This is a genomic window from Bradyrhizobium diazoefficiens (assembly GCF_016616235.1).
GTDB lineage: Bacteria > Pseudomonadota > Alphaproteobacteria > Rhizobiales > Xanthobacteraceae > Bradyrhizobium > Bradyrhizobium diazoefficiens_H.
In genome coordinates this window covers 2,096,833-2,119,092 of the sequence record NZ_CP067100.1, presented here as the reverse complement: position 1 = coordinate 2,119,092, position 22,260 = coordinate 2,096,833, and the positions used below count along the sequence as shown (strand labels likewise).

At 64.2% G+C, this 22,260-nt stretch carries 22 protein-coding genes; 13 read left to right on the top strand and 9 right to left on the bottom strand.

Features of this window, described 5'->3' with window-relative positions:
• Positions 1 to 54 precede the first annotated feature (54 nt).
• The gene (locus tag JJB99_RS10010) at positions 55 to 1,227 is read right to left on the bottom strand and encodes an MFS transporter (RefSeq protein ID WP_200498604.1); all 1,173 of its coding nucleotides are present in this window, start codon (positions 1,225 to 1,227) and stop codon (positions 55 to 57) included.
• A gap of 62 nt (positions 1,228 to 1,289) precedes the next feature.
• Here JJB99_RS10010 and JJB99_RS10005 point away from each other — a divergent pair, with 62 nt between their 5' ends.
• From JJB99_RS10005 to JJB99_RS09995, 3 genes are all read left to right on the top strand, one after another.
• Entirely contained in the window at positions 1,290 to 2,090 is an 801-nt protein-coding gene (locus JJB99_RS10005; protein WP_200498603.1) for an AraC family transcriptional regulator, read from the top strand.
• A gap of 94 nt (positions 2,091 to 2,184) precedes the next feature.
• Positions 2,185 to 3,537, top strand: a complete 1,353-nt coding sequence (locus JJB99_RS10000) for a malonyl-CoA decarboxylase (RefSeq protein WP_200498602.1) — start codon at positions 2,185 to 2,187, stop codon at positions 3,535 to 3,537.
• A 275-nt stretch (positions 3,538 to 3,812) separates the two neighbouring features.
• A complete protein-coding gene (locus tag JJB99_RS09995; RefSeq protein ID WP_200498601.1) occupies positions 3,813 to 4,958 on the top strand; it encodes a DUF418 domain-containing protein in 1,146 nt (381 codons plus the stop codon).
• 184 nt (positions 4,959 to 5,142) lie between these two features.
• Here JJB99_RS09995 and tarD read toward each other — a convergent pair whose 3' ends face one another.
• The 5 genes from tarD to JJB99_RS09970 form a co-directional block, all read right to left on the bottom strand.
• Positions 5,143 to 6,312, bottom strand: a complete 1,170-nt coding sequence (gene tarD, locus JJB99_RS09990) for a D(-)-tartrate dehydratase (RefSeq protein ID WP_200498600.1) — start codon at positions 6,310 to 6,312, stop codon at positions 5,143 to 5,145.
• Between the two features lie 144 nt (positions 6,313 to 6,456).
• Complete coding sequence (locus JJB99_RS09985; RefSeq protein ID WP_029674077.1) at positions 6,457 to 6,699, bottom strand: DUF3297 family protein; 243 nt, start codon at positions 6,697 to 6,699, stop codon at positions 6,457 to 6,459.
• 11 nt (positions 6,700 to 6,710) lie between these two features.
• The gene (locus JJB99_RS09980) at positions 6,711 to 7,187 is read right to left on the bottom strand and encodes a glutathione peroxidase (RefSeq protein WP_200498599.1); all 477 of its coding nucleotides are present in this window, start codon (positions 7,185 to 7,187) and stop codon (positions 6,711 to 6,713) included.
• A 2-nt stretch (positions 7,188 to 7,189) separates the two neighbouring features.
• A complete protein-coding gene (locus JJB99_RS09975) occupies positions 7,190 to 8,590 on the bottom strand; it encodes an amidase family protein (protein ID WP_200498598.1) in 1,401 nt (466 codons plus the stop codon).
• Positions 8,591 to 8,856: 266 nt separating this feature from the next.
• Entirely contained in the window at positions 8,857 to 9,114 is a 258-nt protein-coding gene (locus JJB99_RS09970) for a DUF6894 family protein (RefSeq protein ID WP_200498597.1), read from the bottom strand.
• 247 nt (positions 9,115 to 9,361) lie between these two features.
• On the opposite strand from JJB99_RS09970, the gene pqqA reads away from it, so the two are divergent.
• The 10 genes from pqqA (at position 9,362) to JJB99_RS09920 (ending at position 19,380) form a co-directional block, all read left to right on the top strand.
• Positions 9,362 to 9,442: a pyrroloquinoline quinone precursor peptide PqqA gene (pqqA, locus tag JJB99_RS09965; RefSeq protein WP_007595659.1), complete on the top strand. Its 81-nt coding sequence runs from the start codon at positions 9,362 to 9,364 to the stop codon at positions 9,440 to 9,442.
• 133 nt (positions 9,443 to 9,575) lie between these two features.
• Positions 9,576 to 10,505 (top strand): pyrroloquinoline quinone biosynthesis protein PqqB, encoded by a 930-nt coding sequence (gene pqqB / locus JJB99_RS09960; RefSeq protein ID WP_200498596.1) that lies wholly within the window; start codon positions 9,576 to 9,578, stop codon positions 10,503 to 10,505.
• A 35-nt stretch (positions 10,506 to 10,540) separates the two neighbouring features.
• Positions 10,541 to 11,296: a pyrroloquinoline-quinone synthase PqqC gene (pqqC, locus tag JJB99_RS09955; protein ID WP_433995755.1), complete on the top strand. Its 756-nt coding sequence runs from the start codon at positions 10,541 to 10,543 to the stop codon at positions 11,294 to 11,296.
• A gap of 12 nt (positions 11,297 to 11,308) precedes the next feature.
• The gene (pqqD, locus tag JJB99_RS09950) at positions 11,309 to 11,620 is read left to right on the top strand and encodes a pyrroloquinoline quinone biosynthesis peptide chaperone PqqD (protein ID WP_014492816.1); all 312 of its coding nucleotides are present in this window, start codon (positions 11,309 to 11,311) and stop codon (positions 11,618 to 11,620) included.
• A complete protein-coding gene (gene pqqE / locus JJB99_RS09945; protein ID WP_200498594.1) occupies positions 11,617 to 12,810 on the top strand; it encodes a pyrroloquinoline quinone biosynthesis protein PqqE in 1,194 nt (397 codons plus the stop codon). The genes pqqD and pqqE overlap by 4 nt, the downstream gene beginning before the upstream one ends.
• Positions 12,800 to 13,786 (top strand): prolyl aminopeptidase, encoded by a 987-nt coding sequence (pip, locus tag JJB99_RS09940; RefSeq protein ID WP_200498593.1) that lies wholly within the window; start codon positions 12,800 to 12,802, stop codon positions 13,784 to 13,786. Before pqqE ends, pip begins: the two co-directional genes overlap by 11 nt.
• A gap of 12 nt (positions 13,787 to 13,798) precedes the next feature.
• Positions 13,799 to 14,476 carry a DUF4286 family protein gene (locus JJB99_RS09935; RefSeq protein WP_200498592.1) on the top strand — a complete coding sequence of 226 codons (678 nt, stop codon included), beginning with the start codon at positions 13,799 to 13,801 and terminating at the stop codon, positions 14,474 to 14,476.
• Positions 14,477 to 14,711: 235 nt separating this feature from the next.
• Positions 14,712 to 16,511 carry an FAD-dependent oxidoreductase gene (locus JJB99_RS09930; RefSeq protein WP_200498591.1) on the top strand — a complete coding sequence of 600 codons (1,800 nt, stop codon included), beginning with the start codon at positions 14,712 to 14,714 and terminating at the stop codon, positions 16,509 to 16,511.
• Positions 16,481 to 18,328 (top strand): 2-oxoacid:acceptor oxidoreductase subunit alpha, encoded by a 1,848-nt coding sequence (locus JJB99_RS09925; RefSeq protein WP_200498590.1) that lies wholly within the window; start codon positions 16,481 to 16,483, stop codon positions 18,326 to 18,328. Before JJB99_RS09930 ends, JJB99_RS09925 begins: the two co-directional genes overlap by 31 nt.
• Complete coding sequence (locus JJB99_RS09920; RefSeq protein ID WP_200498589.1) at positions 18,325 to 19,380, top strand: 2-oxoacid:ferredoxin oxidoreductase subunit beta; 1,056 nt, start codon at positions 18,325 to 18,327, stop codon at positions 19,378 to 19,380. Before JJB99_RS09925 ends, JJB99_RS09920 begins: the two co-directional genes overlap by 4 nt.
• On the opposite strand, the gene JJB99_RS09915 is transcribed toward JJB99_RS09920, so the two are convergent.
• The 3 genes from JJB99_RS09915 to JJB99_RS09905 form a co-directional block, all read right to left on the bottom strand.
• Entirely contained in the window at positions 19,381 to 19,824 is a 444-nt protein-coding gene (locus tag JJB99_RS09915; protein ID WP_200498588.1) for a DUF4399 domain-containing protein, read from the bottom strand.
• Positions 19,825 to 19,841: 17 nt separating this feature from the next.
• The gene (locus tag JJB99_RS09910; protein WP_200498587.1) at positions 19,842 to 21,371 is read right to left on the bottom strand and encodes an SUMF1/EgtB/PvdO family nonheme iron enzyme; all 1,530 of its coding nucleotides are present in this window, start codon (positions 21,369 to 21,371) and stop codon (positions 19,842 to 19,844) included.
• 295 nt (positions 21,372 to 21,666) lie between these two features.
• Positions 21,667 to 22,239 carry an STM3941 family protein gene (locus tag JJB99_RS09905; protein WP_200498586.1) on the bottom strand — a complete coding sequence of 191 codons (573 nt, stop codon included), beginning with the start codon at positions 22,237 to 22,239 and terminating at the stop codon, positions 21,667 to 21,669.
• Positions 22,240 to 22,260: the final 21 nt, after the last annotated feature.

The following is a 22,260-nucleotide window of genomic DNA, read 5'->3' as shown; positions in this document are numbered from 1 at the left end:
CTCTGCGCTGCAACGCTCATGCGTTGCAGCTTGTCCGGGACACGACACGCCCCCTCACGCCGCCTGCGGCGACCGGATTTCGCGCGGCAGGATGATCGCCGCCGCAATCGCGAGCAGGCAGAGGCCGGCGAAGGCGTGCAGCATGGTGACGAAGCCACCCTGCTCGTAGAGCCAGGCAACCAGCCCCACCGAGGCGCCGGCTGCGGTGAAGCCGATGAAATAGCGCACGGCATAGGCGCGCGAGCGCCATTGCTCGCTGGTGTACTTGCCGACCATGGCATCGTTCACCGTGACCTGCCCGAACGCGCCCATGACGATGCCGATCGACACCACGATCAGCGGCAGATTGTTCAGGCTTGCGGCAAGATACAAAAACGGCGCCAGCATGAAGGACAGCGGAAGCGCCACGGCCTTCAGCGAGTAGCGGTCGAGCAGGCGGCCGATCGTGTACTGCGTCATCGCGCCGAACACGTAGACGCAGGCGGCGATCACCCCTAACAGCGCCGGGCTCTTGGTCAGATCCGCAAGCCGCTCCGCGAACAGTTTTGGCAGTGCCACCGTGACCGCATTGAAGGTGGTCGAAATCGCGATCACCACGATCAGCAGCGACAGCACGACGCGCCACATGTCCTGCTTGGCGACGCGCGCCTGCGCCGCGGCCTGCCTGGAGCCCTTGCGGTCCTCGTGCACGACCAGCATCGCAAAGGCGATGCCGATCAGGATGGTGACCAGGCCCGGAATGATGAAGGCAAAACGCCAGCCGAGAAATTGGCCGATCACGCCGGTGACGAGGGCGGACGAGGCAACGCCGAGATTGCCCCAGACGCCGTTGATTCCCATCTCGCGGCCGAGCCGGTCGGCATAGGACACGATCATCGCGGTGCCGACGGGGTGGTAGATCGAGGCGAAGATGCCGATCGCGAGCAGCGCGGCGCCGAGCTCAGCCTGCGTCTGCACGAAGCCGACCGAGATCATGGAAGCGCCGATGCCGACGAAGAAGATCAGCATCATGTGGCGGCGGCTCCAGCGGTCCCCGAGCCAGCCGGTGAGCAGTGAGCCGGCGCCGAACGCCACGAAGCCAGGTGTCGCGTACGGCAGCAGTTCCGAATAGGCCATGCCGAGCGCCGGGCCCATGATGATCACCGCGGCGGCGAAGATCAGCATCGCATAATGGTCGATGAAATGGCCTGCGTTGACGAAACTGATGACCCGGCTGGGGCTGTTCATTTCCCGAATCCTCTCCCGCTCCGAAATGAGTTATATGTCGGGCGAATGACGGGATGCTGCCAATGACTGTCGTCGAAACGCCAATCCTTCGGGAGGTCCGGGGTAGCCACCGCTCGACCGCGGGCGTGCACCTGGTCGCGCGCGATTACCCGAGAGGCATGCGGATCGATCCGCACCTGCACCGCGAATCGCAGCTGATCTATGCCGCCAAAGGCACGATGCAGGTGACGACGCCCGGGGGACGCTGGCTGGTGCCGCCGGACCGCGCCGTGTGGGTGCCGGCCGGACTCGAGCACGCCATCGACCTGCTCGCCGACATCGAGATGCGCACGCTGTATTTCGACCTGTCGTGGCTGAAGCGCGAGAAGCGCTATGAGGGCCTGACCAGGGAATTCGTGGTGCGGGTGTCGCCGCTGCTCAATCAAGCGATCCTCGCGCTGTTCGACGCGCGCAACACCGAGGAGCGCACCGAGCTGCTGGTGCGCCTCGTCATGCTGGAATTGCATCAGGCCGAGGATTCCGCGACCTTCGTGCCGCTGCCGCAGGAGCCGCGCTGCCGCCGCGCCGCTCTGATCGTGCTCGACGATCCCACGGGACTACATGACGTCGACACGCTGGCGCGCGAGGTCGGAACCTCCGCCCGCACGCTGTCGCGGCTGTTCTCGAGCGAGACGCAATTGAGCTTCAAGAGCTGGTGCCAGCGCGCGAGGATTGCGGCGGCGATCCAGCTGATATCGACGGATGCCAATGTGTCGGTGAAACAGCTCGCGACCCAGCTCGGTTATGCCAGCGTGCCCGCGTTTTCGGCCGCGTTCCGTCAGGTGACGGGACGGACGCCGACGGAGTTTTCCAAAAAAGCATGATGCGGATGCCACATTCTTGCGCTTGATTGTGATCGGCTTCGGCCTAAATCCCGTGTAAGCTTCCGCATCGCACAAACCTGAATCGAAAGCCCAGATGGCCAACGCCTTCTTCTCCGACCTGCTCGCCACCATTTCCGAGCGCGGCCGCACGCTGCTGCGCCGGGGGGACTCCGCCGATACCAAGCAGGACGCCGACGGACTGATCGCGCTCTGCGGCGCGCTGCTGTCGGGCCGGGGCGAAGCGTCCGGCACCGCCATGGCGCGTGAGGTGCTCGACATCTACCGGGAGCTGGATGCGGCGGGACGCCGCGCCTTCTTCGAAGGGCTGGTGCGCGATTTCGGCCCGGACCGCGAACGCCTGTCCAAGGCGATCGAGAAATGGCGGGCCAAGCCCAGCGACGAGGACGCAAGCAGCCTGCACTTCGCCTCCGAGCCGCGACGGCAGGAGCTGATCCGCCGGCTCAACCGCGCGCCGGGCGGCACCGGCGATCTCGTCGCCATGCGCGCCGACCTGCTCGGCATGATGAACGGACACACCGATCTCGCCGCGCTCGACCGCGACGTCTCGCATCTTCTTTCTTCGTGGTTCAACAGGGGGTTTCTCGTGCTGCGCAGGATCGACTGGTCGACCCCGGCCAACATCCTCGAAAAGATCATCCGTTACGAGGCCGTGCACGAGATCTCCGACTGGGACGATCTGCGCCGCCGCATCGATCCAGTCGACCGCCGCTGCTACGCCTTCTTCCATCCCGCCATGGTCGACGAGCCCCTGATCTTCGTCGAGGTGGCGCTGACCGAGACGATCCCGGGCGCGATTGCGCCGCTGCTCGCGGTCGACCGTCAACATTTGCCGATCGAGCGCGCGCGTACCGCCGTGTTCTATTCGATCTCCAACACCCAGCGCGGCCTTGGCGGCATCTCCTTCGGCAGCTTCCTGATCAAGCAGGTGGTGGAGGAGCTGCGCCGCGAATTGCCGAAGCTTGATAGCTTCGTGACGCTGTCGCCGGTGCCGGGCTTCATGCAATGGATCAAGCAGGACAAGGACCTGCCGCTGACGGACGAGGACCGCGACCTCCTGAAGCGTCTCGACGACCCCAAATGGTTCGAGCACCCCGAGACGACGATGCTGCTACGCGCGCTGCTCGAGCCCCTCGCGGCACACTACTTCCTGAAGGCGCGTACGCCGAAGGGCAAGCTGATCGACTCGGTCGCCCGCTTCCATCTCGGCAACGGCGCCCGGCTCGAACGCATCAACTGGCTCGGCGACCTCTCGCCCAAGGGCGTGCGCGAGTCCGCCGGCGTGATGGTCAACTATCTCTACCGCCTCGACGACATCGAGAAGAACCACGAGGCCTACGCCAATGACGGCGAGGTCGTGGCCTCCAGCGCTGTGAAGAAGCTGTTGAAGGGCGAGGGGCGGCGGCTGCTGGATATGCGGTTGTCGTAACGACAACATCGGTGTCATCGCCCGGCTTGACCGGGCGATCCAGTATTCCAGAGGCCAGCGTTAGCGAACTCGCTCTTACCACATCCGCCGCGGCGTACTGGATGCCCCGGTCCCATCTCCGCCAAGGCTACGCCGGGCCAACAGGGTGCTCGGCTGCCAAAGCTTTAGCGGGCGGCAAGCCGGGGTATGACAGCGGGATTGTGGATGCGCCCGCTCGCAATGACGTAGGATGTGGCGGCATCTCGCCGCCCGGCTACGATGGAATTCAGACCGCGATGACCTCCGATAGCGCCGCAATCTCCAAGCCGACGCCGTCCGCGGATCGAATCGAAGCCATCGACGTTCTGCGGGGCATCGCCCTGTTCGGCGTCATGGCGGTCAACGTCGTGATGGAATTTCGCGTTTCGATCTTCGAGCAGTTTCTGGGTCCGAGGACGCCTGTCTCGCCGATCGATCGCGCCATCGAAACGATTCTGACAGAGGCTATCGAGCTCAAGGCATTCGCGCTGTTTGCGCTGCTGTTCGGCGCAGGTCTTGCCATTCAATTCGACCGGCTCGCGATCAGCGAGCACCGGACTGCGCTGCTGCTGCGCCGGCTCGTTGTGCTGCTGGTGTTCGGCGTCGTTCACCTGTGCCTGATCTGGAATGGCGATATTCTCACCGAATATGCGCTGGCGGGGTTCGTCGTGCTGCCGTTCCTGTTTGCTCCGCGCTGGCTGCTGGCGCTTGCCGCGCTGGTGTTTCTGGCGCTGTATCTGGCCATGCAGGCCTTTCCGCCGGCCGGATTGTTTCCGAGCAGGGCCGCGATCTGGCAGGACGTCATGGATGCCAATCGCATCTACGCGACGGGCGGCTTCCTCGACGTGCTGGCGTTTCGCCTGCGCGAAATTCCCCTCATCGCCTCCCTGCACGCATTCGTCTTCTTGCGTACGGTCGGGCTGTTTTTTGTGGGCGCGCTCGCCTGGCGTAGCGGCGTGGTGCAAAATACCCGCGTCCTGTTCGCCATCGCGCTCCCCGCGATCGGTCTCGGCGCGGCCTTGCTCCATATTGGTATCGAGCCGCTCGGCACCGTTCTGCTGGCGCTGGGCTATGGCGCCGCCATCCTCGGCATCGCCCATTTCGAGCGCGGCAAGCGGCTGCTCGGCTGGGCCGCGCCGCTGGGCCGCATGGCCTTCACCAACTACGTCGCACAATCCGTCATCTTCGGCTGGATCTTTTACGGCTATGGCCTCGGCCTGTTCGGGCGGCTCGGCATCACCCAGAGCCTCGCCATCGGCATCGCTGTCTACGCAATGCAGGTGCTGTTCAGCGCATGGTGGCTGCGCCACCACCGGTACGGCCCGCTCGAATGGCTGTGGCGCACGCTGATGTACGGGGTGCGGCAGCCGATGATGCTGGCAGAGGCGATGGCGGTGCGGTGAAGGCGGCAGCGGACGTCCAACGCGCCCGGGCCACAGCCACGGTGTCATCGCCCGGCCTTGACCGGGCGATCCAGTATTCCACAGGCGGGGGCGGCCAGGCCGAGAAGCCGCGGCGTACTGGATGCCCCGGCCAAGCCGGGGCATGACAGCGGAGCGTGTAGGTCGGCCGTCTGCACCAGCGCCCCTACTCCGCCAGCGCCTTCATCTCCTTGTAGAGATCCGACTTGCCCTCGAAGCCGATGCCGGGGAGATCCGGCATGGTGATGTGGCCGTTCTCGACGCGCACGCCGTCGGGGAAGCCGCCGTAAGGCTGGAACAGGTCGGGGTAGCTCTCGTTGCCGCCGAGGCCGAGGCCGGCTGCGATGTTGAGCGACATCTGGTGGCCGCCATGCGGGATGCAGCGGCTGGGCGACCAGCCGTAGGTCTTCAGGACGTCCAGCGTGCGCTGATATTCGCACAGGCCGTAGGACAGCGCGCAGTCGAATTGCAGCCAGTCTCGGTCGGGGCGCATGCCGCCGTAGCGGATGAGGTTGCGGGCGTCCTGGTGGCTGAACAGATTCTCGCCTGTCGCCATCGGGCCGGGATAGAATTCGGCGAGCGCGGCCTGCAGCGCGTAGTCGAGGGGATCGCCGGCCTCCTCGTACCAGAACAAGGGATAGTCGCGCAGCATTTTTGCGTAGGCGATGCCGGTCTCGAGATTGAAGCGGCCGTTGGCGTCGACGGCGAGCTGCGCGTCCCTGCCGATCTCCTTCAGCACCGCCTCGATGCGGGTGCGGTCTTCTTCAATTGGCGCGCCGCCGATCTTCATCTTCACGACGCTGTAGCCGCGATCGAGATAGCCGCGCATCTCAGCCCGCAGCATCGAGAGAGCCTTGCCGGGATAGTAATAGCCGCCGGCGGCGTAGACAAACACGCGCGGATCGGCGGTGACGCCGTGACGTTCGGCGAGCAGGCGAAACAGCGGCTTGCCCGCGATCTTCGCCACCGCATCCCACACCGCCATGTCGATGGTGCCGACCGCGACCGAGCGCTCGCCATGGCCGCCCGGCTTCTCGTTGGTCATCATCGCGCCCCAGACCTTGTCGGGGTCGAGGTTGTCGCCGGAAGCATTCAAGAGCGACTTCGGATCGGCTTCGAGGATGCGTGCGGCAAAGCGCTCGCGGATCAGACCGCCCTGCCCGTAGCGGCCGTTGGAGTTGAAGCCGTAGCCGACGACGCGTTTTCCCTCGCGGACCACATCTGTGACGACGGCGACGAGGCTCGTCGTCATCTTGGTGAAATCGATGTAGGCGTTGCGGATCGGGGACGAGATCGGCTTGGTGATCTCGCGGACGTCGACGATGCGGACGGACATGGGGGTGGCTTTCTCGCGGGCTCTCTCGTCTCGTCATGGCCGGGCTTGACCCGGCCATCCACGTCTTGGCCGCCTCGAAGAACGTGGATGCCCGGGACAAGCTCGGGCACGACGGCGCACCTCGCGGCGCGCGCTCAGCTCAAATTACTTCTTGTCCCGAAAATACGGCTCCACCGGGCCATGCACCTTGATGGTCAGCGGGTTGCCGTGGCGGTCCTTGGCGTTGCCGGCGGTGACGCGGACCCAGCCTTCGCTGATGCAGTATTCCTCGACATTGGTCTTCTCGATACCCTTGAAGCGGATGCCGACATCGCGCGCCAGGATGTCCGCGTTGTAATAGGGGCTGTTCGGATCGACCGACAGGCGGTCGGGAAATTCGTCGCTCATGATTGTCTCGCTCACAACAGTGTTTCGATTTGATTGCGCAGGCCCTCGGGCCGCGCGGTCGGCGCGTAGCGCGCGATCACTCGGCCGGCACGGTTCACCAGGAATTTGGTGAAATTCCATTTGATGGACGAACCGAGCAGGCCGGATTGCTGGCGCTTCAGGTACTCATACAGAGGATGCGCTTTCGGTCCGTTGACGTCGATCTTCTCGAACAGCGGAAAGGTCACGTCATAATTGGTCGAGCAGAACGCCTGGATCTCGCTCGCCTGCCCCGGCTCCTGCGCGCCGAACTGATTGCAGGGAAAGCCGAGCACCGAGAAGCCGCGCGGCGACAGATCGCGGTGCAGATCTTCGAGCCCGCGATATTGCGGCGTGAAGCCGCATTTGCTCGCGGTGTTGACGATCAGCAGCACCTGTCCCTCGAAGCGGCGCATCGGCACCTCCTCGCCGGCAAGCGAGTTGGCCTTGAAGTGGTAGATGACAGACATCGCTAACCCACGGGATCGATCGGCGACGGCGGCACGCCGCCCGCCTCGATCGCCTCGCCTGCGAGGAGACAAAGGTCCTCGCGATAGCGGCCGGACACGATGTGCACGCCGACCGGCGCCTTGCCGACGAGGCCGGTGGAGACCACGAGGCCTGGTAGGCCCATGAAGGGAATCGCGATCTGCGGCAGCTGCGCCTCCCAGACCCGCTTGAAGGAGGCCTCGTCCTTGCGATCGAGCTGATCGGGGAACGGCAGCTCGGCGGAGACCGGCGTCAGCAGCACCGCATATTTCTCGAAGAACAACATCCAATCGCGCGTCAGCGTGGCTCTTCGGGTCAGCGCCTTGGCGTAATTGGCCTGGTCCATTGGCGCCACCCTGCTGCGGTTACCGCGCAGGCACGCCAGCGCACCGGGATCGCCTTCGCGCTCGGCCATCTCGAGCTGCGCCTCGTAGCCGTCGCCGAGCCAGAGCTTGATTTGCCACTCGACGGCCTCGCGCATCGGCGGGGTGTCGTCGATCACCTCCACGGTCCAGCCGGCGCGCTCGAGGCGCTTGCCGGCATCGCTCACCGCCGCTTGCACCTCGGGCCTGGTCGCAAGGCCGTTCGGATTGAGGCAGAGCGCGGCCCGCTTGGGCTTTGCGGGGCCGTCCAGCGGCACCGGCACGAACCAGGGATCGCGGATATCGCGGGCCGACATTGCTGCGAGCGAGATGCGCAAATCGTTGACGGTGCGCGCCAGCGGGCCCGAAACCGCCATGATCTGCGGCCCGATCGGACGCTCCGGCAGCGCGGGGTTGAAAGCGGGAATGCGGCCGAGCGTGGGGCGCAGGCCGTGCACGCCGCAGGCATAGGCGGGATAACGGATCGAGCCCGCAATGTCGGTGCCGTGGGCGATATGGCCGATGCCGGCCGCGACCGCCGAGCCGGCCCCGCCGGACGAGCCGCCCGGCGTCAGCAACGCATCGCGCGGGTTCTTGGTGTCGCCATGGACCAGGTTGGTGGTGAACCAGCGATAGGAGAAGGCCGGGCAATTGGTGCGGCCAAGGAGAATGGCGCCGGCTTTGCGGAAATTGGCGACGACCGGATTGTCCTCGCGCGCGATCAAATCGCGCTGGAGTTTGAGGCCATTGGTGGTGGCAAAGCCTTCCTGGTCGACATTGGCCTTGATGGTGACGGGCACGCCGGTGAGCACGCCGGGGTCCTCGCCCCGCGCAATGGCGGCGTCGACCGCGTCAGCCTGCTTGAATACGTCGTCGGGCCGGTGGTCGATCACGGCGTTGAGTTTGGGATTGACGGCGTCGAGGCGGTCGAGGCCGGCCTTGGCGGCTTCCCGGGCAGACACCTTCCTGGATTTGATGAGAGTGGCGAGGTCGGCGGCCGACAGGCGCCAGAGGTCTTGCATGGCTTGCTCCGTGTGACCGGCGTCTTTTAGCGCCGGGAACGCGGCAAAGCCATGCGGATTTCGCAGGGGCGAAGGTGGTTCACCTCTCCCGTAGGGAGAGGTCGGAGCGCATCGAAGATGCGATCCGGGTGAGGGGTTGCGGTTTCACTGTACGCTGCGGCCCCTCACCCGGATTGCACTGGACGATGCTTCGCATCGCCAGGCGCAATCCGACCTCTCCCCACCGGGGAGAGATGAGCACCCGCTCGCGGTTGGCTTTGGGGCCTCTAATGCCGTGTCGCGGACTGGTCCGGTATGTCCAGCAGGGCTTCGGTGAACGGGAACTCCAGCACGATCTCCCCGTCGTCGTCGGTCACCTCGATGACCGCCTCCAGCAGCGCCGGCTGGGTGCCCTCGGATTTCAGCACCTCCAGGATCATCTGGCGGGCGACCTCCCAGGCGCGATCGGGATTGCGCAAATCCTCTCCGTCAGGATCCACGATCAGTTCGTCGCCGATGCGGGTGTTGAAGAAGTATCTGGGCATCACGAGGTCCAATTGGGTCGCCTGTACCGGATTGAAAGCTGCACGGCACTCACAACTGCTTTATCAGGACAGGGTTCACGACCGAATGCGCCACGCGCAAGGCAGCGTCCCCTTGAGGCGATGTTCCGGCGTCGTTTCGCGGCGCAACATATGCATTCTCGGGAAAATTTCACTGGCGAAGTTTTGCATCCGCATTACTTTAACGCTTGGGCGGATACGTCCGAATTCGCGAAAATGGAGAGCCAAAATGGCCTGGAAAGCCCCGAAGATCGTCGAAGTGCCTTGCGGCATGGAAATCAACATGTATGTGAGCGCCACCCGCAAGTAAGCGGTTGGTGAGTTTGCGTTCTGCGCAGGTGGATCTTTCGGTCACGATGCATGTCCGGAAGACAAAAACTTTGTCGACCGAAATCGTGTCGGCGTGAGGTCCACCTCGCGAGATTGCCTCCAGGAGACGTAACATGCTGCGCGTCGTCGTCCTGGGCGCCGGGGCTGGCGGCGGAGTCCCGCAATGGAATTGCGGGTGTGAGGGCTGCCGGGCGGCACGTAGCCGCGGACATGAGCTTTATCGAACCCAGGCCTCGGTCGCCTTCAGCGGCGATGGCGAGCACTGGTTCCTGATCAACGCCTCCCCCGACCTTCGTCAGCAGTTGAATGCGACGCCGCAGTTGCATCCGAAGGCGGGCGCGCTGCGCCATACGCCTGTTGCAGGCGTGATCCTGACCAATGGCGAAGTGGACGCGGTGGCGGGCCTGCTGTCGATGCGCGAGGGCTCGCCCTTTACGGTGTACGCGCATGAGAAGGTGCTGGCGATCCTGAAGAGCAACAGCATCTTCAACGTGCTGAATGAAAAGAACGTGCGGCGGCAGCCGATCGCTATCGGCGAGCCGTTCGAGCCGCGATTGCCGGATGGCGCGCGCTCAGGCCTGGAAGTGCTGCCGTTCGCAGTACCGGGCAAGTCGGCCTGGTATCTCGAAGGCAAGGCGCATCCCGGCGGCGAGAGCGGCGACGGCGATACGCTGGGCCTGAAGGTCACGGACAAATCGACCGGCAAGTGCTTCTATTTCATCGCCGCCTGCGCCGAGGTGACCGACGCGCTCAAGGCCGAGATCGATGGCGCTGCGCTGGTGTTCTTCGACGGCACGGTCTGGCAGGACGACGAGATGGTCCGGGCCGGGCTCGGCCACAAGACCGGCAAGAGCATGGGCCATATCGCGATGTCCGGCGACGACGGCGTCATCGCGCGGCTCGCCGACCTCACACTCGACAGGAAGATGTTTCTGCATATCAATAACTCGAATCCGGCGCTGCTGCCTGATACGCCTGAGCACAAGGCCGTTGAGGCGGCCGGCTGGCAGATACCCGCTGACGGAACGGAGATCGTGCTGTGAATGCAGCGTCACTGACTGGCAAGACCCTGACTGGAATGACTGCACTTTCGATCGGCAAGGACATCACGCTCAACTCCGCCGAGGAGCTGGAGGCGACGCTGCGCCACATCGGCGCGACGCGCTATCACAGCCTGCATCCGTTTCATAAGCTGCTGCATGGCGGCAAGCTGAACAAGGGCCAGGTGCAGGCCTGGGCGCTGAACCGCTACTATTACCAGAGCACGATCCCGATCAAGGATGCGGTCGTGATCTCGCGCTTCCGCGACCGCGCCACGCGGCTGGAATGGCGCCACCGCATCGAGGACCATGACGGTGATATCGGCAGCGAGGGCGGCATCGAGCGCTGGCTGAAGCTGACCGAAGGCCTCGGGCTCGACACGGCTTACGTGGAATCGACCGAAGGCATCTTGCCGGCGACGCGCTTCGCGGTGGAGGCCTATGTGCATTTCTGCCGCGAAAAAAGCCCGCTGGAGGCGATCGCGTCCTCGCTCACAGAGCTGTTCGCGCCGAACCTGCACGAGGAGCGCATCTCCGGCATGCTGGAGCATTACGACTTCGTCAATCCTGACATCATGAGCTACTTCAAGCGCCGCCTCGCGCAAGCGCCCCGCGATGCCGGCTTTGCGCTCGACTATGTCAAGGCGCATGCCACGACGCCCGAGCAGCGCGCGCTTGTGTGCAATGCACTGATCTTCAAGACCAACGTGCTGTGGGTACAGCTCGACGCGCTGTACCATGCCTATGTCGAGCGCCACATTCCACCGGGCGCGTTCGTGCCCAAAGCGAGTTGAGGGACAAGAGCAATGGCCGGGCCGCGGAACATCAGCGTCAGCGAGGCAAGCCGCCCCGTGCTGCCGCGGCATGCCAAGCTCAAATATGACGAGACGCGGAAAGTCTGGGTGATCCTGGCGCCGGAACGGGTGCTGGCGCCGGACGAGATTGCAGTCGAGGTCTTGCAGCTCTGCAACGGCGAGCGCAATGTCGGCGATGTCGCGGACCAGCTGGCGGCGAAATACGCCGCGCCACGCGAAGCGATCCTCGCCGACGTGATCGTCATGCTGCAGGATCTCGCCGATAAGGGCTTTCTCACGGAAGCCCGGGAGAAGACGTCATGAGCGATGTGCTCGGCAATGTTTCGCCTGATGTTGGCGACAGCCTCGCGGTGCTGGAGAAGAGCCGCTCGACGGCGGAGACGTTCGGCATTCCGCTCGCGGTGCTGCTCGAGATCACCCATCGCTGCCCACTGCAATGCCCCTATTGCTCCAACCCGGTCGAGCTCGACCGCTCGGCCAAGGAGCTGACCACGGACGAGTGGAAGAAGGTCTTGACCGAGCTCGCCGAGATCGGCGTGCTCCAGGTGCATTTCTCCGGCGGCGAGCCGACGGCGCGGAAGGATCTCGTCGAGCTGGTCAAGCATGCCAGCGACGCCGGGCTCTACACCAACCTGATCACGTCGGCCGTGCTGCTGACACGCGAGAAGCTCAGCGCGCTGGCTGATGCCGGGCTCTGCCATGTGCAGATCAGCTTTCAAGGCATCGAGGAAGGCCTCGCCGACCGCGTCGCCGGCTACAAGGGCGGCCACCGCAAGAAGCTCGAAGTGGCGAAATGGACGCGCGAGCTCGATCTGCCGCTCACCGTGAATGCGGTGATGCACCGGCAGAACCTGCACCAGCTGCCTGATATCATCCAGATGTCGCTCGATCTCGACGCCGACCGGCTCGAGGTCGCCAATGTGCAGTATTACGGCTGGGCGCTGAAGAACCGTGCCGCGCTGATGCCGACGGTGGCGCAGTTAGATGAGTGCACCCGCCTCGTCGAGGAGGCGCGCGAGCGGCTCAAGGGCCGGCTGACCATCGACTACGTCGTGCCGGACTATTACGCGCTGCGGCCGAAGAAGTGCATGGGCGGCTGGGGCCGGCAGTTTTTCAACATCTCGCCCGCCGGCAAGGTGCTGCCCTGTCACGCCGCCGAGAGCATCACCGGGCTCGACTTCCTGTCCGTGCGCTCCAACCACTCGATCGCCTGGATCTGGCAGAACTCCGACGCCTTCAACCGCTATCGCGGCACCGGCTGGATGAAGGAGCCGTGCAAGTCTTGCGAATTCCGCGAGATCGATTTCGGCGGCTGTCGCTGCCAGGCCTTTGCGCTGACGGGCGATGCCGCCAACACCGATCCGGCCTGCGCGCTGTCGCCGCTGCACGAGACCATCTTCAAGCAGGCGGAAGCCGAGGCCGAGGGCGAGACCAGCCGCTTCCTCTATCGCAATTTCGCCGGCGGCACTCTGGAATCCGGGAATGACGCCTGACGCCGACGCGGCCGCAGCGGTCAAGCGCGCCGATCCCTTTGCGCCGCTGACCTCCGACATGCTCGACGTCGGCGACGGCCACGAACTCTATGTCGAAAGCGTCGGCCGTGCCGACGGAATCCCGGCGATCTATCTGCATGGCGGGCCGGGCAGCGGCTGCCAGCCCGACCATCGCCGGCTGTTCGATCCCGATCGCTTCTGCGCGGTGCTGTTCGACCAGCGTGGCTGCGGCCGCAGCCGTCCGAAGGGATCGCGCGAGCACAATACGACGGCGCATCTGATCGCAGACATGGAGAAGATCCGCGAAAAATTCGGTTTCGAACGCTGGATGGTGGTCGGCGGCTCCTGGGGCGCGACGCTGGCGCTGGCCTATGCAGAGGCCCATCCCGAGCGCGTCGCCGGCATCGCGCTGCGCGCAACTTTTCTCGGCACGCGGGCGGAAGTCGAGACCGCTTTCACCTCGCGCCTGTCGCAATTCTATCCTGCGCTTTACGAGGATTTCCTGAGCGTGCTGCCGCCCGAAGAGCGCGCGCATCCGGTGGACGCCTATTGGCGCCGCATCCTCGATGCCGATCCGGCGGTGCATGGCCCCGCAGCGCGGGCCTGGCACGACACCGAGCGCGCCCTGTCGGAGCACAAGGCGGCAAAGACGCGGCTGGACCTCGCTTCGCTGAACGTCTGGCGCACGCTGCCGGCGGCGCCGTTCATGGAGGCGCATTATTTCGTCGACGACTCCTTCATGAGCGAAGACCAGCTGTTGCGGAACGCGGGAAGGCTCGAAGGCATACCCGGTATCATCGTGCAGGGCCGCTACGATCTGTTGTGTCCGCCCGAAACATCCGAGCGGCTTGCGAAAGTTTGGCCGGGTTCCGAGATTCGCATCGTGGAAGAGGCCGGGCATTCGCTCTATGATGGCGGCGTGAGGGACGCGGTCATGAAGTCGATCGCGGACTTGGCTTCGAAGACCGCGCGATAAAGGACAAGAACAATGCCGCTCGCCGGGAAAGGCATGCTGCTGACGTCGATGAACATTGACGTTTCAGATGAAGCCGATTTCAACCGCTGGTATGATCGCGAGCACTTGGAAGAGCGCGTTGCGATCGAGGGATTCCTGGAAGCGCGGCGCTATGTCGCGCATGCGGCCAATCCCAAATATCTCTGCCTCTATTCGACCGCGACGCTCGACGTGCTCGACAGCCCCGCCTACAGGGCGCGGCTCGCGAGCCCGACCGACTGGTCGCGGCAGACCATGGCGCGCTTCAAGGACATGCTGCGCGTGGTTGCGCGCATCACCATCAGCAACGGCACGGGCCGCGGCGCCGCGCTCGGCGTGGTGCGGCTGCGGCCGGGACCGGACAATGCCGGCTCATGGCGCGATGCATTGCAAGAAAAGCTGGCGCCCGAAACACGCGCGGGCATCATCTCGATGCATCTGCTCGAGAGCGAGCCGGAATTGTCCGGGGCGACGGCGGAAATTCCGGCAGCGCGCAATGAAGGCGCGCGCGACTGGTTCGTGCTGATCGACGGCACGCATGTCGGCGCGGTCTCAGGCATCATCGCCGAGCGCTTCACCGGGCCGGCGGCAGCGCCCTTCCCGCTGCCAATCTCGGTCGGCACCTACTGCCTGATGTGGGACCTCGCAAAGAGCGACATTGCGCAAAGCTGAAGCGCCTCTGCATCGCAACATATTGCACCGCACGCAGCTCGTGCGCGGCGTTAATGCTGTGTGCGCGGAGCTCCCATGAAAGAGGGGACGCGCGAAAATTTGCCGTTGTACTTCGGAGCGGTTCTAATAAGCTAACCCAATGACGTCATTCAGAAACCACATCGAAACGCGTTAAGCGTTCGCCAAGCTCAAGAAAAGGCCGCGGGGTCTTTGGGCCTGCGCGGACAGGGTAGGAATGAAACCGACCGATATCGCGGCCCCCGACTACTTTCACAAGGTGGTCGATTGCCAGTGGGCCTGTCCTGCGCACACCCCCGTTCCCGAATACATCCGACTGATCGCCCAAGGCCGCTATAGCGACGCCTACATGATCAATTGGAAATCGAACGTGTTTCCCGGAATTCTGGGACGCACCTGCGATCGTCCCTGCGAGCCGGCGTGCCGGCGCGGACGCGTCGAGGAGACGCCGGTTGCGATCTGCCGCCTCAAGCGCGTCGCCGCCGACTTCAAGGACGATATCAAGCAGCGCCTGCCGCGCCCCGGCCCTCAAAACGGCAAGCGCGTCGCGCTGGTCGGCGGCGGCCCGGCTTCGCTGACGGTGGCGCGCGATCTCGCCCCGCTCGGCTATCACTGCACCGTGTTCGATGCCGATCCCGAAGCCGGCGGCATGATGCGCACGCAGATCCCGAAATTCCGCCTGCCCAATTCGGTGATCGACGAGGAGACCGGTTACATCCTCGGCCTTGGCGTCGAGTTCAGGGGCGGTCACCGCATCGAGAGCATGAAGGCGCTGCTCGCGGAGAAGTATGATGCGATCTTCGTCGGCTCCGGCGCGCCGCGGGGCCGCGAGCTCGACATCCCCGGCCGGAAAGAGGCGGCCGCCAACATCCATATCGGCATCGAGTGGCTGGCCAATGTGTCGTTCGGCCATACCGACAAGATCGGCAAGCGCGTCATCGTGCTCGGCGGCGGCAACACCGCGATGGATTGCTGCCGCACTGCGCGCCGGCTCGGCGGCGAGAGCGTCAAGGTGGTCGTCCGCTCCGGCTTCGAGGAGATGAAAGCCTCGCCCTGGGAAAAGGAAGACGCGCTCCACGAGGACATTCCGATCCTGAACTACATGGTTCCGGTGGCGTTCAAACATGTCGCCGGCAAGCTCATTGGCGTCACTTTCCAGAAGGTGAAGGCCGAATACGACGCCCAGGGCAAGCGCAATTTGGTGCCGTCGGGCGAGCCGGACGAGACGATCACCTGCGACGACGTGCTGGTCGCGGTCGGCCAGGAGAATGCCTTCCCGTGGATCGAGCAGGATTGCGGCATCGAGTTCGACAAATGGCACATGCCGAAGGTCGATCCGAAGACCTTCGCCTCGACCAATCCAAAAGTGTTCTTCGGCGGCGATGCCGCATTCGGGCCGAAGAACATCATCTGGGCGGTGGCGCACGGCCACGATGCCGCATTGTCCATCCACAAGATGCTCTCGGGCGAGGACATCGCCGAACGGCCGCTGCCGGAGGTGCAAATCTCCTCGCAGAAGATGGGCATCCACGAATGGAGCTATGACAACGACATCTCCAACGACAAGCGCTTCAAGGTGCCGCACCGCGACAAGGTGATCGCGCTGAAGGACGTCCGCACAGAGGTCGAGCTGGGCTACGACGTCAAGCTGGCGCTGGGCGAAGCCGAGCGCTGCCTGAACTGTGACGTGCAGACCGTGTTCTCGACCTCGCTCTGCATCGAATGCGATGCCTGCGTCGACATTTGCCCGATGGACTGCATCACCTTCACTGCTAACGGCGAGGAAGACGATCTGCGCCAGCGGCTGAAGGCGCCCTCGCCGCATCCGGACCAGGATCTCTACGTCTCCAGTGACCTCAAGACCGGCCGCGTGATGGTGAAGGACGAGGACGTCTGCCTGCATTGCGGGCTGTGCGCCGAGCGTTGCCCCACCGGCGCCTGGGACATGCAGAAATATTTCATCGAGATGACTCACGCAGGATCATCATGCCCGACAAGAAGCCGATCAGCAGCGTAAACGACTTCGTCGTCCGCTTCGCCAACGTCAACGGCTCGGGCTCGGCCAGCGCCAACGAGATGTTCGCGCGCGCAATCCTGCGCCATGGCGTTCCGGTGTCCCCGCGCAACATCTTCCCCTCCAACATCCAGGGCCTGCCGACCTGGTACGAGGTACGGGTGACGGAAGACGGCCATCTCGGCGCCCGCGGCGGCGTCGACATGATGGTGGCGATGAACCCGCAGACCTGGGACAAGGACGTCGCCGGCATCGAGCCCGGCGGCTATCTGTTCTACGATTCCACCAAGCCGATGCCGTCGACCAAATTCCGCGACGACATCACCGTGATCGGCGTTCCCCTAACCGCGATCACCAACTCGACCTACACCGATCCGCGCCAGCGCCAGCTGTTCAAGAACATCATCTATCTCGGCGCGCTCAGTGCCTTGCTCGACATGGACCCCAAGCTGATCGAGCAGCTGATCGGCGAGCAGTACAAGGGCAAGGAGAAGCTGCTCTCCTCCAACGTCCATGCGCTGCATCTCGGCCGCGACTGGGCGCTGCAGAATTTGAAATGCCCGATCGGGCTTAGAGTGAAGAAGTCCGACAAGGTCGGCGACCGCATCTTCATTGAGGGCAACAGCGCCGCCGCGCTCGGTGCCGTCTATGGCGGCGCCACGGTGTGCGCGTGGTATCCGATCACGCCGTCCTCGTCGGTGGCGGAAGCTTTCACCGCCCATTGCAAGAAGTACCGGCACGATCCTGACACCGGCAAGGCGAAATACGCCATCGTGCAGGGCGAGGACGAGCTCGCTTCGATCGGCATCGTGATCGGCGCCTCCTGGAACGGCGCCCGTGCCTTCACCGCGACATCAGGCCCCGGCATCTCCTTGATGACCGAGTTCATCGGCCTTTCGTATTTCGCCGAGATCCCGGCGGTGATCATGAACATCCAGCGCGCCGGCCCCTCCACGGGCATGCCGACCCGCACCCAGCAATGCGACATCATCGCCTGCGCCTATGCCTCTCACGGCGATACCAAGCATGTGCTGCTGTTCCCGGAAGATCCGGCCGAAGCCTTCGAGTTCGCGGCAGCCAGCTTCGACCTCGCCGAGCGGCTGCAGACCACGATCTTCCTGATGCTCGATCTCGACATCGGCATGAACCACCGGCTCTGCCGTCCGCTGAAGTGGGACGATGCCAGGCAGTACGACCGCGGCAAGGTGATGACCGCGGAGATGCTGGAGGAAGGTCGCGACTTCGGCCGCTATCTCGACGTCGATGGCGACGGCATTCCCTACCGCACCTATCCCGGCACGCACCCGACCAAGGGCTCCTATTTCACCCGCGGCACCTCGCGCGACCGCTATGCGCGTTACTCCGAGGAAGGCCCTGTCTATGCCGACAACATGCAGCGCCTGGTGCGCAAGTTCGAGACTGCGCAGGACCTCGTGCCGCGGCCGCTCCAGGCCAACGCGGAACGGCCGACCAAGTATGGCGTGATCTATTTCGGCTCGACCTCGCCGGCGATGGACGAGGCGATCGGTCTGCTCGAGGCGCGCGGGCACCAGCTCGACCGCCTGCGCATCCGCGCCTTTCCGTTCCACTCCAGCGTTGCGAGCTTCCTCGCCGAGCACGATTTCGTCTACGTCGTCGAGCAGAACCGCGACAGCCAGCTGCGCCAGCTCATCGTCAACGAGAACGGCATCGACCCGGTGCGGCTGGTGCCGATCGTGCATTACGACGGCTCGCCGATCACCGCCCGCTTCATCGCAAAAGCCATTGGCGACCATCAGGATCACCTCAAGGTGACCCCGCTCCGCAAGGCCGTGTCATGACCTATATTGCAAAGCCGAAATTCCATCATCCGGGCCTCAAGAAGAACGAGCTCGGCTACACCCATCGCGACTACGAGGGCAAGATCTCGACGCTGTGCGCCGGCTGCGGCCATGACTCGATCACGGCTTCGATCATCGAGGCCTGTTACGAGCTCTCGATCGAGCCGCATAGAGTTGCAAAGATCTCCGGCATTGGCTGCTCGTCGAAGACGCCGGACTATTTCCTCGGCAATTCGCACGGCTTCAACTCCGTGCACGGCCGCATGCCCAGCGTCTTGACCGGCGCCAACCTCGCCAACCGGGACCTGATCTATCTCGGCGTCTCCGGCGACGGCGATTCCGCCTCGATCGGCTTCGGCCAGTTCGCGCATTCGATCCGGCGCGGCGTCAACATGACCTATATCGTCGAGAACAACGGCGTGTACGGCCTGACCAAGGGCCAGTTCTCGGCCACCGCCGACCGCGGGTCGAAGAGCAAGAAGGGCGTCACCAACACCGACAACGCCATCGACCTCGTCGCGATCGCGCTGCAACTCGGCGCCACCTTCGTCGCGCGCTCGTTCTCCGGCGACAAAACCCAGCTGGTGCCGCTGATCGCGGCCGCGATCCGCCACAAGGGCGCGTCCTTCATCGACGTCATCAGTCCATGCATCGCCTTCAACAACCACGCCGGCTCGACCAAGAGCTTCGACTATGTCCGCGAGCACAATGACGCCGTGAACCGGCTCGACGTGCTGGTCGGGCGTGACCCCATTGCGGTGGACTATGCGCCGGGCACGGTGCAGATGGTCGAACAGCACGACGGCAGCAAGATCGCGCTGCGCAAGATCGATGCCGACTACGATCCGCACGACAGGCTCGGCGCGATGACCTTCCTCCAGAAGCACGCCGCCAAGGGCCAGATCGTGACCGGGCTGCTCTATGTCGACCCTGATGCGGAAGACCTGCACGAGCATCTCAACACGGTCGAGACGCCGCTCAATTCGCTGGAGGCGGACGCGCTGTGTCCGGGCTCGGCGGTGCTGGACAAGATCAACGCCAGCCTGCGGTGATTACTTGCCGGAAACAGGCTGTCTGACGCGCACGGTGATCTTCTCCGACACGATAGGCGGCTCGAACGGATAGTGCTTCGCGTCGCCGAGCACCAGTTGCAGCGTGTGGGTCCCGGGCGGGAGTTCGAGCAGGGTTTCGGTCTGCCCGGCGCCGAAATGGAGATGCGACTTGTCCTGCGGGATCGGCTCCTTGGGATCGATCGGGTCGTTAACGTCGACCAGCAGATGGTGATGACCCGCGTTCTGGTACTCGTCGCCGGCATGCGTCACGCCCATGTTGCGCAAGCCGAACCGGACCCAGAATCCACCGCGAAGCTTCTGCCCGTCACGCGGGCTGATGAAATAGAGTTTGGCGTCCTTGGGCGCAGTCTTGCCCTGCGCGTAGGCTGCGCCCGGAAGCAATGCGAGCGCCGCCGCCAATGCGGCGCAACGAATGATCTTCATCAAATCTACTCCGGCAATCACGGACTGAGCGCGACGCGAAATCCGTGCGTTGGGTAACGGACATCGGTGTCGTAACCATCGCGGTTTGACGGCCGCACATATCTTGAATCGTTCTTCCAGGAACCCGAGCGCAGGACGTGCGAGGAGCAGTCACCGCCGGTCCATGCCGATCCGTCGCCGGGCGCGCCTTGATAGTTTCTGTGCCAGCAATCCTCGACCCACTGGTCGATCGCGCCGCCCATGTCGTACAACCCGAATGGATTGGGCTTGAAGCTGCCGACCTTCGCCGGCTGCTCGGTCCCGAGGTCGCCGCAATCCTTGCACCCGGCCATGCCCGGCTGGAGCTTGTCACCCCACCAATACTTGCTCTGCGTTCCCCCGCGCGCCGCATATTCCCATTCGGCTTCGCTCGGAAGCCGGTACGGCTTCTTCGCCGCCTGGGAGAGATAGGCCACATATTGTCGCGCATCGGTCCAGCTCACATTGCTGACCGGCGCATCGTCCTTGCCTACGGCCGTGAACGAGCACGCCTTCGCAGCGGCGCATTCGTTCCACTCCTGCACCGTCACCGGATATTTGCCGATCGAGAACGGCTTGATCGTGACCTGGTGGACCGGACGTTCGGTCGGATCATCATTGCTTCCCATGGTGAAGCTGCCGCCACGAATGGCGATCATCTCGGGTTCGCGAAGCGGCGTCGCCGACGGGCTGGGCGTCGATGCCGGCGACGGAGGGGCAGACGCCAATGACGGGGATGGCTGCGGGGTCGGCGTCGCCGCTTCGCGCGGCGGAGGCTGCCGGCTCGGTGTTGGGGCCGGCGCGACGGCGGGCGCGGCAGCCTGCTCGTCCACCCTGCCCGGCGGCTGCGCCAGCAGATACCACAGCGCACCGGCAGCAATGACCAGCACCGTGATGCTCAGAAGAAAAATCAGGACAGTCTCGCGCCGGCCGCGCGTCCTGCCGACCGCATCTGCGTCCGGCAGCACGCGATAGATGCGTACGGGATCGGTGATGTTCTTGACCTTGCGATCGCCGAGCGACTCATAGCCGCACACCACCTTGTGCTTGATCTGTTCGTAGATCGCGCCCGAGATGTACACCTGACCGGGCTCGGCAATGCCCTCGATGCGTGAGGCGATGTTGACACCGTCGCCGTAGATATCGTCCGGCTCAACGATGACATCGCCGAGATTGACGCCAATCCGGTATTCGATCCGCGAATCCTTCGGAAGCGAAGCGTTGCGGCCGACGAGATTCTGCTGGATGACAATGCTGCATCGAACGGCCTCAACGGGGCTATCGAAGATGGCGATAAACCCGTCGCCCGTCGTCTTCACCAGACTTCCATGATGCTCGACGATGCTGGGCATGATAAGATCGCGCTCGATCCGCTTGACGCGGGCGTGCGTGCCCTCCTCGTCAGCCTGCATCAAGCGGCTGTAGGAAGCGATGTCACCGACAATGATCGCTGCGAGACGACGAGGCATCGCGCCGTGCTGAGGCGGCTCGCCCTGATTTCCGGATCTGAAGTTGCGAATTTCGCCCATTGCGGGGGACTCCACACGCTACAAGAGGCGGCCCCACCCTAAGACTGCCGAAAGCAATCGTCTGTGAACGCTATCACATCGACGAATGGGGACAATGTCGAAGGTTTGCGCGGCATCGAGTTCCCGTAGGAGCGAAGGCCCACCGCGATTGAACCTTCCCGGCCTGAGGTTCGACTAAGGCCGTGCTTGGAACCACGCTACCTCGCTTCGCAGCGGCGATTTCGATTCCAGCGGCGACTGCCACCACGCAGTGTTCGTGAAAGAAGGCAACGAGGTCCCTCGGCGGACGTCGGGACTAGCTGGCGGGCGCGGGCTCAGCTGCGGCGCGGCCCGAATAGGCCATTCGGCCGGCCGTCCAGTATTGCTTGCAGGTGTCGAACAGCGCTTCGCCGTCCATGGTCAGGCCGCCCGCATTGACGAGCACGCCATCCGCGCCAATTGGCTTGTTCAGCAGCGACAAGATGCGTTTCAGAAAGCCCCCTGCGAACCGTTCGGCAAGAAGAGGGTCGAGCTGGAGCACCACGATCTTCTGGCTGCGATACCGCCAGATCGATATGTCCCGCACCGATCGCCAGGAGATGGTGTCATCGGCAATCCTGGTGTCGCGAATGCCGACACGGGTGATGAAGAGGACGGGCTCGCTGGAGCAGATCAACGTCCAGAGCGTCTTGCAGGTGGCCAGGCCGAAAAACACGATGCCGAAATAGCAGAGCGCGATCTGCAACGCGGTGATGTCCTTGCCATGGTGCCAGTTGAATGCGAGCGCGGCGCATAGCAGCGTCAGCAACAGGCCGGCTCCCAGGAGCTTGAACAGCCGGCCCAGGGAATAGCCGATCGCAAGGTTGGGCAAGTTCTGACTTACGGACATTTTGACCGCCACCAGTCATCT

Bases quoted from the DNA above. Each gene is read 5' to 3' on its own strand.
- JJB99_RS09910 (WP_200498587.1), bottom strand. From the start codon at position 21,371: ATGGGCGAAATTCGCAACTTCAGATCCGGAAATCAGGGCGAGCCGCCT.
- pqqC (WP_433995755.1), top strand. From the start codon at position 10,541: ATGACTGCACTTTCGATCGGCAAGGACATCACGCTCAACTCCGCCGAG.
- JJB99_RS10000 (WP_200498602.1), top strand. From the start codon at position 2,185: ATGGCCAACGCCTTCTTCTCCGACCTGCTCGCCACCATTTCCGAGCGC.
- pqqB (WP_200498596.1), top strand. From the start codon at position 9,576: ATGCTGCGCGTCGTCGTCCTGGGCGCCGGGGCTGGCGGCGGAGTCCCG.
- pqqA (WP_007595659.1), top strand. From the start codon at position 9,362: ATGGCCTGGAAAGCCCCGAAGATCGTCGAAGTGCCTTGCGGCATGGAA.
- pip (WP_200498593.1), top strand. From the start codon at position 12,800: ATGACGCCTGACGCCGACGCGGCCGCAGCGGTCAAGCGCGCCGATCCC.
- JJB99_RS09935 (WP_200498592.1), top strand. From the start codon at position 13,799: ATGCCGCTCGCCGGGAAAGGCATGCTGCTGACGTCGATGAACATTGAC.
- pqqE (WP_200498594.1), top strand. From the start codon at position 11,617: ATGAGCGATGTGCTCGGCAATGTTTCGCCTGATGTTGGCGACAGCCTC.
- JJB99_RS09980 (WP_200498599.1), bottom strand. From the start codon at position 7,187: ATGTCTGTCATCTACCACTTCAAGGCCAACTCGCTTGCCGGCGAGGAG.
- JJB99_RS09985 (WP_029674077.1), bottom strand. From the start codon at position 6,699: ATGAGCGACGAATTTCCCGACCGCCTGTCGGTCGATCCGAACAGCCCC.
- JJB99_RS09925 (WP_200498590.1), top strand. From the start codon at position 16,481: ATGCCCGACAAGAAGCCGATCAGCAGCGTAAACGACTTCGTCGTCCGC.
- JJB99_RS09975 (WP_200498598.1), bottom strand. From the start codon at position 8,590: ATGCAAGACCTCTGGCGCCTGTCGGCCGCCGACCTCGCCACTCTCATC.
- tarD (WP_200498600.1), bottom strand. From the start codon at position 6,312: ATGTCCGTCCGCATCGTCGACGTCCGCGAGATCACCAAGCCGATCTCG.
- JJB99_RS09995 (WP_200498601.1), top strand. From the start codon at position 3,813: ATGACCTCCGATAGCGCCGCAATCTCCAAGCCGACGCCGTCCGCGGAT.
- JJB99_RS09970 (WP_200498597.1), bottom strand. From the start codon at position 9,114: ATGCCCAGATACTTCTTCAACACCCGCATCGGCGACGAACTGATCGTG.
- JJB99_RS10010 (WP_200498604.1), bottom strand. From the start codon at position 1,227: ATGAACAGCCCCAGCCGGGTCATCAGTTTCGTCAACGCAGGCCATTTC.
- JJB99_RS09930 (WP_200498591.1), top strand. From the start codon at position 14,712: ATGAAACCGACCGATATCGCGGCCCCCGACTACTTTCACAAGGTGGTC.
- JJB99_RS09905 (WP_200498586.1), bottom strand. From the start codon at position 22,239: ATGTCCGTAAGTCAGAACTTGCCCAACCTTGCGATCGGCTATTCCCTG.
- JJB99_RS09915 (WP_200498588.1), bottom strand. From the start codon at position 19,824: ATGAAGATCATTCGTTGCGCCGCATTGGCGGCGGCGCTCGCATTGCTT.
- pqqD (WP_014492816.1), top strand. From the start codon at position 11,309: ATGGCCGGGCCGCGGAACATCAGCGTCAGCGAGGCAAGCCGCCCCGTG.
- JJB99_RS09920 (WP_200498589.1), top strand. From the start codon at position 18,325: ATGACCTATATTGCAAAGCCGAAATTCCATCATCCGGGCCTCAAGAAG.
- JJB99_RS10005 (WP_200498603.1), top strand. From the start codon at position 1,290: ATGACTGTCGTCGAAACGCCAATCCTTCGGGAGGTCCGGGGTAGCCAC.